Source organism: Kitasatospora sp. NPDC059648, from assembly GCF_042734825.1.
GTDB lineage: Bacteria > Actinomycetota > Actinomycetes > Streptomycetales > Streptomycetaceae > Kitasatospora.
Genome location: NZ_JBHWDU010000152.1, coordinates 1 through 10,006, shown reverse-complemented (window position 1 = coordinate 10,006; position 10,006 = coordinate 1). Strand labels below are relative to the sequence as shown.

Annotated in this window: 9 protein-coding genes and 1 pseudogene; 6 read left to right on the top strand and 4 right to left on the bottom strand. The window is 71.9% G+C overall.

The features are described 5' to 3' along the window. The 4 genes and pseudogenes from ACFV1W_RS39110 to rimP form a co-directional block, all read right to left on the bottom strand. Positions 1 to 389: pseudogene (locus tag ACFV1W_RS39110) on the bottom strand (translation initiation factor IF-2); the annotation flags it as partial. A 256-nt stretch (positions 390 to 645) separates the two neighbouring features. Further along, positions 646 to 906: a YlxR family protein gene (locus tag ACFV1W_RS39105; protein ID WP_380422181.1), complete on the bottom strand. Its 261-nt coding sequence runs from the start codon at positions 904 to 906 to the stop codon at positions 646 to 648. A 128-nt stretch (positions 907 to 1,034) separates the two neighbouring features. Then, a complete protein-coding gene (nusA, locus tag ACFV1W_RS39100) occupies positions 1,035 to 2,054 on the bottom strand; it encodes a transcription termination factor NusA (protein ID WP_380422179.1) in 1,020 nt (339 codons plus the stop codon). A 53-nt stretch (positions 2,055 to 2,107) separates the two neighbouring features. Next, positions 2,108 to 2,647, bottom strand: coding sequence for a ribosome maturation factor RimP (gene rimP, locus ACFV1W_RS39095; RefSeq protein WP_380422177.1), 540 nt, complete (start codon positions 2,645 to 2,647; stop codon positions 2,108 to 2,110). A gap of 290 nt (positions 2,648 to 2,937) precedes the next feature. Between rimP and ACFV1W_RS39090 the strand changes: the two genes are divergently transcribed. From ACFV1W_RS39090 to ACFV1W_RS39065, 6 genes are all read left to right on the top strand, one after another. Then, complete coding sequence (locus ACFV1W_RS39090; protein WP_380422176.1) at positions 2,938 to 3,879, top strand: ferritin-like domain-containing protein; 942 nt, start codon at positions 2,938 to 2,940, stop codon at positions 3,877 to 3,879. Between the two features lie 229 nt (positions 3,880 to 4,108). Next, a complete protein-coding gene (gene prcB / locus ACFV1W_RS39085) occupies positions 4,109 to 4,951 on the top strand; it encodes a proteasome subunit beta (protein ID WP_380422174.1) in 843 nt (280 codons plus the stop codon). Positions 4,952 to 4,982: 31 nt separating this feature from the next. Then, positions 4,983 to 5,738 carry a proteasome subunit alpha gene (prcA, locus tag ACFV1W_RS39080; protein WP_380422173.1) on the top strand — a complete coding sequence of 252 codons (756 nt, stop codon included), beginning with the start codon at positions 4,983 to 4,985 and terminating at the stop codon, positions 5,736 to 5,738. Positions 5,739 to 5,858: 120 nt separating this feature from the next. Then, a complete protein-coding gene (pafA, locus tag ACFV1W_RS39075) occupies positions 5,859 to 7,220 on the top strand; it encodes a Pup--protein ligase (RefSeq protein ID WP_380422172.1) in 1,362 nt (453 codons plus the stop codon). A 126-nt stretch (positions 7,221 to 7,346) separates the two neighbouring features. Continuing rightward, positions 7,347 to 8,336, top strand: coding sequence for an FKBP-type peptidyl-prolyl cis-trans isomerase (locus ACFV1W_RS39070; RefSeq protein WP_380422171.1), 990 nt, complete (start codon positions 7,347 to 7,349; stop codon positions 8,334 to 8,336). A gap of 203 nt (positions 8,337 to 8,539) precedes the next feature. Further along, on the top strand, positions 8,540 to 9,862 hold the full coding sequence (locus ACFV1W_RS39065; RefSeq protein ID WP_380422169.1) for an FKBP-type peptidyl-prolyl cis-trans isomerase: 1,323 nt from the start codon (positions 8,540 to 8,542) through the stop codon (positions 9,860 to 9,862). Positions 9,863 to 10,006 lie beyond the last annotated feature (144 nt).

The following is a 10,006-nucleotide window of genomic DNA, read 5'->3' as shown; positions in this document are numbered from 1 at the left end:
GCGGCCGGGGCCGCCGGGGCGGCGGGACGCGCGGCCGGGCGCGGGCCCGGGGTCGGCGCACCCGTACGCGGGGCGGCGGGAGCGGCCGGAGCCGCGGGGGCGGCCGGCGCGGCGGGAGCCGCGGCGGCCGGGGTCGGACGGGGACCAGGGGCCGCGCCAGGGCGCGGACCCGGGGTCGGGGCACCCGGCTTGGGTGCACCCGCGGCACCTGCCGCGGGCTGGGGCGCCGCGGTCTTCCGCGGGCCCGGCTTGGCAGCGCCACCACCGGTGGGGGCCACACCAAGCGCGTCAGTCAGCTTGCGCACGACCGGCGCCTCGATCGTCGAGGACGCCGAACGGACGAACTCACCGAGCTCGGTGAGCTTGGCCATGACGGCCTTGCTCTCCAAGCCAAGCTCCTTGGCGAGTTCGTAAACCCGGACCTTAGCCACTTCACTCCTGTCTATGAGTCCGGGGGTCTCGTCCGCCGGACTGTCGCTACTTCATGGGCGTACCCATCGCGTACTCATCGCGTACTCATCGAGTGCTCATCGCAATCTCGACCTACTTCCACATCGCGAGGTACCTGACTGGTGGCACGGCGCGCGGCTGCCCGAGCGCTGTGCTTGTTGCGGTGGTTCTCTCCGCCGCGGTGAGCGGCGGCCGTCACGGGAGGCGGTCCGCCCCAGGGGCTCCGCCGACCCGCTCCTCGATGAACCCGCGGAGCCGCTCCGTGTCGAGCGCCCCCTGGAGCCGGAAGGCCCGGGGGAACGCCCGACGGCGGACCGCGAGGTCGAGGCAGGCCGGGTCGAGGTGCAGGTGAGCGCCCCGGCCCGGCAGTGCGCCACGGGGATCGGGGACGCAGACGCCCTCGACCGCCGTGACACGCAACAGCTGGTGCTTGGCCGCTCGCTTGCGGCAGCCCACGCAGGTGCGTTCCGGGCGTGCTCGGACGTGCGTCCGGCCAGACGAAGGCAAGTCTACCCCTCCGAAGCGACATGGCGCCGCCCCGTTGATCCCGGAGGACCGGCGGGGGCCGCCGGGAACGACACTCACTACTGCGCCGCAGCCCCGCCATTTTCGTGCTGGGGCTCGGCCTGGCCCTCGGTGTCCGGCCGGATGTCGATCCGCCAGCCGGTGAGACGGGCGGCCAGACGGGCGTTCTGCCCCTCCTTGCCGATCGCCAGGGACAGCTGGTAGTCCGGCACGATCACCCGCGCGGAACGCTGGGCGGCGTCCACGATCTCCACGCTGGTCACCCGGGCGGGGGACAGCGCCGCGGCGACCATCTCGCGCGGGTCCTCCGACCAGTCGACGATGTCGATCTTCTCGCCGTGCAGCTCGCCCATCACGGCGCGCACCCGGGAGCCCATCGGACCGATGCAGGCACCCTTGGCGTTCAGCCCGGCCCGGCGCGACCAGACCGCGATCTTGGTGCGGTGGCCGGCCTCGCGGGCGATCGCCGCGATCTCCACGCTGCCGTCCGCGATCTCCGGGACCTCCAGCGCGAACAGCTTCTTCACCAGGCTCGGGTGGGTGCGCGACAGCGTCACCGACGGCCCGCGGACCCCGCGGCGCACCGCCACGACGTAGCACTTCAGCCGGGTGCCGTGCCGGTAGTCCTCGCCCGGGACCTGCTCCTGCGGCGGCAGGATGGCCTCCAGCTTGCCGATGTCGACCAGCACGTTCTTAGGGTCGTTGCCCTGCTGGACGACACCGGTGACGATGTCGCCCTCCTTGCCCGCGTACTCGCCGAAGGTCTGGTCGTCGGCGGCGTCGCGCAGGCGCTGCATCATCACCTGGATGCCGATGCTGGACGCGATCCGGCCGAAGCCGCTCGGGGTGTCGTCGAACTCCTTCGGCTCGACGCCCTCGTCCAGCTCCGCCGGGTCCTCCATCGCCCACACGGTCACGTGGCCGCTCTTGCGGTCCAGGTGCACCCGGGCGCGGCGGCGCGAGCCCTCGGTGCGGTGGTACGCGGTGAGGAGGGCGGACTCGATGGACTCGACCAGCAGGTCGAAGGGGATGTTCTTCTCGTTGACCAGCGTGCGCAGGGCACTCATGTCGATGTCCACGGCTACGCCTCCTCGTCTTTCGTCACGTTCATGATGGTCGTACGGCGGCCGGCTCACTCGGCGCCGTCGTCCCCCTCGTCGAGCTCGGCGGCCTCGTCCAGGAGCTGCTCGTCGTCCTTGCGGTTGAACTCGACCTGGACCCGCGCCCGGGCCACCTCGACGTACTCCAGACGGCGCTCCTTCGGACGGCCGCGCCCCTTCACCGGCTGCACCTCGACCAGCGCACCGTCCTCGTCCGCCTCCAGCACCCGGGCGACGATCTCCCCGCCGTCGACCAGGTGGATCTTGGCCAGCCGGCCCTCCGCGCGCTGCCAGTGGCGGGGCAGCACCAGCGGACGCTCCGCACCGGGCGAGCCGACCTCCAGCAGGTACGGCTCCTCCCCCATCACGTCCGAGGCGTCCAGGGCCTCGCCGACGACCCGGCTGAACTCGGCGATGGTGTCCATGTCCACGCCGCCGTCGGTGTCGACGTCGATCTGCACCTGCCGGCGGTTGCCCGCCTTGGTGACCTTGACGTCCTCCAGGTCCAGTCCGGCCTGGGCGGCCAGCGGCTCCAGCAACGCGCGCAGCCGGTCGGTGTGGGTGGTGCTCATCCGGGTGGACTCCTCGGCCGCGTCTGCTGTTGTCAGAGGTCGCCCCGCGCCCTCCGCGCCCCTCGGGCGCACTCCGGGTCACGGCAGCTCGGCCCAAAGCCTAGCCGGTGAAGCCGCGAACCACCGATTCCGGACCTCCCTCGACCGGCCGGACGCCACCCACTGCGAGCAAGCTCACACCGGCCCACCCACCGCACCGGACCCCCGCAATCGTGGGGATTCTGCGAAGATCGGGCCACCGAGGGCGGCAAGGGGAGGCCGTCCTCCCTACCCGCTCCGGAGTGACCCCGATGCAGCCGCCCAGCCGACGGACCTTCCTGGCCCTCGGGCTGATCACCCTCACCACCGCCTGCACCGGCACCGACGGAACGGACGTCGCCACCAAGGCCCCCACCCCCGACCCCGACACCCCCGTCCGACTGCGCGCCGTCACCGCCACCGACACCCTGCTGGCGGCCTACGACGCCCTCCTCGCCACCCCCGGCGCCCAGACCGCCCTCCTCCAACCCCTCCGCGCCGAGACCGCCCAGCACCGCGCCGCCCTCGCCCAGGGCCTACCGGCCGCCTCCGAAACCCCCACCCCGAGTACCACCCCCACAGCCACGCCCACCCCCGCCACCCTGGCCGCCCTGGAACGCCAGACCGCCCAGTCCCACCTGGCCGACCTCGACGCCGCCCGACCGCCCCTCGCCCGGCTCCTCGCCTCGGTCGCCGCCGCCAACGCCCTCCACGCCACCACCCTCGGCGCCCCATCCGACCAGCCCGCCCCCACCGCTCCCCCGACCCCCGCCACCCCGACCCCCGGCCCCGCGCTGCCCGCCCTCCAGAAGGCCCTGAGCGCCGAACACGCCGCCGTCTACGGCTACGGCGTCGTCGGCGCCCACCTCCCCGACGACCAACAGCGCGCCGACGCCCGCACCTACTACGCCGCCCACCAGGCCCAACGCGACACCTGGCAACGCCTCCTCACCACCCCCACCCCCGCCGCCGGCGGCTACCAGCTCCCCTTCCCCGTCACCGACGCCCCCACCGCCACCAAACTCGCCGCCCACCTGGAAATCCGCCTCAGCACCGTCTACGCCGACCTGGTGGCCGACCTCCCCGCCCCCCACCGCCGAACCGTCGCCACCGCCCTCCGCGACTGCACCCTCCGAGCCCACCACTGGGGCGCCCCCACCGCCCCCTTCCCGGGCATCCCCGACCCCCTCCCCACCCCGACCGAGCCCCACTGACCCACGCATCCCCGCGCCACACCCGACCAGGCCGGAAGGACGCACCACGGAAGGGGTGGCGCGAAAGGGCCAGGCAGGACCCACCCCCACCAAACCCCTGCCCCTCCCCGTCCGTGGGGGGGGCGGGCGCCCCCCCCCCCCCCGGCACCGGCCCCTCCACGCGTGGACAGTGATCGTCGGCGGGTAGGGTGCGGGCATTGCGCGCTTCAAGCTACCTGGAAGGAATCGTGTGGAAGCCAACACTCGTGGCACCGGGCGTCTACCGGCTGCCTTCCTGACCCCGGGGTCCTCCTCGTTCCTCGACTTCCTCGCCGAGCACAAGCCGGAGCTGCTCCCCGGTCGCAACGGGCTCCCCGAGGGATCCGTGGTGGAGGCCCCGCACGGGACCACGATCGTGGCCGCGGTCTTCGACGGCGGTGTGGTGATCGCCGGTGACCGCCGGGCGACCATGGGCAACGTCATTGCCCAGCGCGACATCGAGAAGGTGTTCCCGGCCGACGAGTACAGCGCGGTCGGCATCGCCGGCACCGCCGGCCTCGCGGTCGAGATGGTGCGGCTGTTCCAGCTGGAGCTGGAGCACTACGAGAAGATCGAGGGCACCACGCTCTCCCTGGAGGGCAAGGCCAACCGCCTCACCAGCATGATCCGGGGCAACCTGGGCATGGCGATGCAGGGCCTCGCGGTCGTCCCGATCTTCGCCGGCTACGACCTCGACCGGGGCCGCGGCCGGATCTTCAACTACGACGTCACCGGCGGGCGCTCCGAGGAGCGCGGCTTCGCCGCCACCGGCTCCGGCTCGGTCTTCGCCCGCGGCTCGCTGAAGAAGCTGTACCGCGAGGACCTGACGGCCGAACAGGCCGTCACCCTGGTCGTCCAGGCGCTCTACGACGCGGCGGACGACGACTCCGCCACCGGCGGGCCGGACCTGGCCCGCAAGATCTTCCCGATCGTCTCCGTGATCACCGAGGACGGCTTCCGCCGGCTCACCGACGCCGAGGTCGCCGAGACCGCGGTCGCCATCACCGACGAGCGCCTGAGCCGGCCCAACGGTCCGCAGGCCCCGCTGATCTAGCCATCACCTCACAGGAAAGGGACGACCGCCGGTGTCGACACCGTTCTACGTCTCGCCCCAGCAGGCCATGGCGGACCGCGCGGAGTACGCCCGCAAGGGCATCGCTCGCGGCCGCAGCGTGGTCGTGCTCACCTACGCCGACGGCATCGTCTTCGTCGCGGAGAACACCTCCAGGGCGCTCCACAAGGTCTCCGAGATCTACGACAAGATCGCCTTCGCGGCGGTCGGCCGCTACAACGAGTTCGAGAACCTGCGCATCGGCGGCGTCCGCTACGCCGACCTGCGCGGCTACTCCTACGACCGGGCCGACGTCACCGCCCGGGGCCTCGCCAACGTGTACGCCCAGACCCTGGGCACCGTCTTCTCCTCGGTCGGCGAGAAGCCGTACGAGGTCGAGCTGATCGTCGCCGAGGTCGGCCGGACCGCGGACAACGACCAGATCTACCGGCTCACCCCGGACGGCTCGGTCGTCGACGAGAAGAACTACGTGGTGGTCGGCGGCAACGCCGACTCGATCGGCAACTACCTGGGCCAGCGCCACCGCGTGGGCATGAGCCTCACCGAGGCCGTGAAGGTCGCGGTGGACTCGCTCGCCCGCGACCCCAACGGCGGCAGCCCGCGGGCCCTCACCCCGGAACAGCTGGAGGTCGCGGTCCTCGACCGCCAGCGGTTCCAGCAGCGAAAGTTCAAGCGGATCCTGGGCAACCAGCTCGGTCGCCTGCTCGACGGCGACCAGTCCGCCGAGGCGGACGACGAGGACGACCCGGCGGACACCACGCCGGAGTAGCAGTGCCTGCGGGGTCCCGTACGGCGGCCGGACCGCCGTCGTGCGGGACTCCGGTGCCCCTGCGGCGCCCAGTCGTCGTGGAGGCGGTTTCGGACAGCTCCGACACGGAATGGAGTGCTCATGGACCGCCGGATTTTCGGGCTGGAGAACGAGTACGGCGTGACCTGTACGTTCCGCGGGCAGCGGCGGCTGTCGCCGGACGAGGTCGCGCGGTACCTGTTCCGCCGGGTCGTCTCCTGGGGCCGCAGCAGCAACGTCTTCCTGCGCAACGGCGCCCGCCTCTACCTCGACGTCGGCTCCCACCCCGAGTACGCCACCCCCGAGTGCGACGACGTGGTCGAGCTGGTGACACACGACAAGGCGGGCGAGCGCATCCTCGAGGGGCTCCTGGTGGACGCCGAGCGGCGGCTGCACGAGGAGGGCATCGCGGGGGACGTCTACCTCTTCAAGAACAACACCGACTCGGCCGGGAACTCCTACGGCTGCCACGAGAACTACCTGGTGGCCCGGCACGGCGAGTTCTCCCGGCTGGCCGACGTGCTGATCCCCTTCCTGGTGACCCGCCAGCTGATCTGCGGCGCGGGCAAGGTGCTGCAGACCCCGCGCGGCGCGGTGTACTGCGTCAGCCAGCGGGCCGAGCACATCTGGGAGGGCGTCAGCTCCGCCACCACCCGCTCCCGCCCGATCATCAACACCCGCGACGAGCCGCACGCGGACGCCGAGCGCTACCGCCGGCTGCACGTGATCGTCGGCGACTCCAACATGTCCGAGACCACCACCCTGCTCAAGGTCGGCGCCACCGACCTGGTGCTGCGGCTGATCGAGGCCGGCGTGGTGATGCGCGACCTGACCCTGGAGAACCCGATCCGGGCGATCCGCGAGGTCAGCCACGACCTCACCGGCACCCACCAGGTGCGCCTCGCCAACGGCCGGGAGGCCAGCGCGCTGGACATCCAGGAGGAGTACTACACCAAGGCCCTGGAGTTCGCCGACCGCAAGGGCATCAACACCGGCACCGTCGCGCGGGTCCTCGACCTGTGGGGCCGCACCCTGGAGGCCGTGCGCAGCGAGCGGCTGGACGGGGTGGCCACCGAGATCGACTGGATCATGAAGTACAAGCTCATCGAGCGCTACCGCGAGAAGCACCAGATGACGATGTCCAACCCGCGGGTCGCCCAGATCGACCTCGCGTACCACGACATCCACCGTCGGCGCGGCCTGTTCTACCTGCTCCAGGGCAAGGGCCAGGCGGAGCGGGTGACCACCGACCTCAAGACCTTCGAGGCCAAGTCGATCCCGCCGCAGACCACCCGGGCCCGGCTGCGCGGGGACTTCATCCGCCGGGCGCAGGAGCAGCGCCGGGACTTCACGGTGGACTGGGTGCACCTGAAGCTGAACGACCAGGCGCAGCGCACGGTGCTGTGCAAGGACCCGTTCCGTTCGGTGGACGAGCGGGTGGAGAAGCTGATCGCCGGCATGTGATCGCCGGTCCGTGCGATCGGCAGGCGTCGGCCGGCCCCGGTGGTGTCTACCGGGGCCGGACGCGTGCCGGGCATACGCTGTCCGTCGAGTCAGGAGAGCCGACTTCGACCGACAGTTAGGACCACCGTGCGCCGCACCGCCGGTTTGCTTCTCACCCTGCCGCTGCTGCTCGCGGTGGCCTGCAGCAGCTCGCCCAAGGCGGCCGGCCCGGCGGCGCCGTCCACGGCGAGCGCCGCGCCGACGGTGCCCCCGCCGGTAACGGAGGCGCCCCCGATGCCCACTCTTTCGGGTGGCGGATTCGGCAGCAAGGCCACCATCACCATTCCCGAGGGCCAGCCGCCCAGCGGCCAGTTCGTGGTGAACACGGTGACCGAGGGGGAGCGGTCGACGGTCAACAAGGGGGACTGGGTGACCGTCAACTACACGGCGAAGGACTGGACCACCGGCAAGGACCTGCCCAGCTCGTACGACGACAACGGCAAGCCGCAGCTCTACCAGGCCGGCAGCGGCCAGCTGGTGCCGGCGCTGGACCAGACCGTGATCGACAAGAAGGTGGGCACCCGGCTGCTGGTGGTGGCCCCGCCGGCGGCGGCCTTCGGCGAGCAGGGCTCCACCCAGCTGGGCGTCAGCAAGGGCGACACCGTGGTGTTCGTGCTGGACATCGTGGAGAGCGTGCCGCAGGACTCCACGCTGACCGGGAACATGACCCAGGCGCCCGCGGCGCTGCCCCAGGTCAAGGACAACGGCAAGGCGCCGGTGGGGATCACGATCCCGGCGGGGCAGGCCGCGCCCACCGAGCTCCAGCAGGCGGTGCTGATCAAGGGTGAGGGCAAGCAGGTCAAGACCGGGCAGACCCTGGTGGTGCAGTACACCGGGGTGCTGTGGAGCAACGGGCAGCAGTTCGACAGCTCCTGGACGCACGGCGGCGCGCAGGCGGTGCAGATCGGCACGGGCAGCGTGATCGAGGGCTGGGACAAGGGGCTGGTCGGGCAGAACGTGGGCAGCCGGGTGCTGCTGGTGGTGCCCCCGGCGCTCGGCTACAAGGACCAGGCGCAGGGGTCGGTGCCGCCGAACTCCACGCTGGTCTTCGTGATCGACATTCTGGAAGCGGTCTAGGAAGTCGCCGGGGGGATTCCGTACGCTTGGGCGGACGCTCGTACAACGAAGCGTCCGCCCTCATCCTGAGCTGTCATACTGCCCTCGCACTGTGGCAGGCGCCGCCCGGCGCCGAGGTCCGGGCGGGCGGTACGGCGGCAGGCCGGCGCTCACCACGCCGGGCGCAGACCAGGAAGACCTCGTGGCGAGATGGATGGGGAGTCATGACTGAGAAGACGCCGAGCCCGGGCGGGGCCGGCACCGCGGCGAACGACAGCTCTGCGGGTGACCCGGCCGCCTCTCGTCCCGGCGGCCCGATTGCTGCGGACCGCGAGTCGATCGTCGTCCCCCCGGCGATCCTCGCGCAGCAGGCTGGCTGGGCGCAGCCCGGCGAGAGGCCGCGGCCGGCGGGCGGGACCAAGGCGGACGACGAGGACGTCCCGCAGATCTTCGCCAGCAGCGTGCGCAAGGCCGACACCTCGGAGGCCGGGTACGCCGAGAACCCCCCGGGCGTGGGCAAGCTGGGCGTGATCCTCGGCACGATCCTGGCGCTGCTGCTGGTCGGCAGCGGCGTCACGCTGTACATGGTGAACAAGGACGACTCCAAGGACACCGCCGCGGCCTCCCAGCCGGACGCGAGCAAGTCCGCGCCGCCCACGCCGAGCGCCGAGCCGGTGCCGCCGATCAAGGACAGCGCCAAGGTGCTGCCGACGGTCACCGGTGACTTCGGCAAGAAGGCCGACATCCAGGTGCCGGGCGAGGCCTCCGACGGCTCCTTCGTGGTGAAGGTGCTGTCCGAGGGCAGCGGCCCCAAGGTCGACAAGAACAACTGGACCTCGGTGGACTACACCGCCAAGGACTGGAACACCGGCAAGGACATCCCGAGCTCGTACGACGACAAGGGCAAGCCGCAGATCTTCCAGGCCGGCACCGACGCGCTGATCCCGGCGCTGGACCAGGCCGTGATCGGGAAGAAGGCCGGCAGCCGGCTGCTGGTGGTGGCCCCGCCGGCCGCCGCGTTCGGCTCGCAGGGCAAGCCGGACATGTCGATCGGCGCCAAGGACAACCTGATCTTCGTGATCGACATCCGCAACACCAACGCGCCGGACGCCGTGGTGAGCGGCACCGTCACGCCGCCCCCGGCGGACTTCCCGCAGGTCAAGGACAACGGCAAGAAGCCGGCCGACATCACCCCGGTGGCCGGCGCCAAGGACCCGACCGAGCTGAAGACCCACGTCCTGATCAAGGGCACCGGGCCGGTGGTGGAGAAGGGCGAGAAGGTCGTCGTCCAGTACACCGGCGCGCTGGCCAAGGACGGCAAGGTCTTCGACTCCTCGCTCAGCAAGGGCCAGGCGTTCTCCTTCGCGGTCGGCGGCGGCCAGGTCATCCAGGGCTGGGACCAGGGTCTGGCGGGCCAGACCGTCGGCAGCCGGGTCGAGCTGGTGATCCCGGCCTCGCTGGGCTACGGGGACAAGGGCCAGGGCGACATCCCGCCCGCCGCGACCCTGGTCTTCGTGGTGGACATCCTGGACGCCGGTCAGGGCTGATCCACTTTCGGGTGACAATAGAGGGCGTGTGACCTTCGGGGTCGGCCGCGTGGCCGCATCCCGACGGGCGGCGGGGGGCCCGTCCCGGGGTGCGGGAGCCCCCCTGGGGTGGGGGCCCCCCCGGGTGTGTGGGGTAGGTATCTG

Coding starts and splice junctions, on each gene's coding strand:
- ACFV1W_RS39090 (WP_380422176.1), top strand. CDS start 2,938: ATGCAGCCGCCCAGCCGACGGACCTTCCTGGCCCTCGGGCTGATCACC.
- rimP (WP_380422177.1), bottom strand. CDS start 2,647: ATGAGCACCACCCACACCGACCGGCTGCGCGCGTTGCTGGAGCCGCTG.
- pafA (WP_380422172.1), top strand. CDS start 5,859: ATGGACCGCCGGATTTTCGGGCTGGAGAACGAGTACGGCGTGACCTGT.
- ACFV1W_RS39065 (WP_380422169.1), top strand. CDS start 8,540: ATGACTGAGAAGACGCCGAGCCCGGGCGGGGCCGGCACCGCGGCGAAC.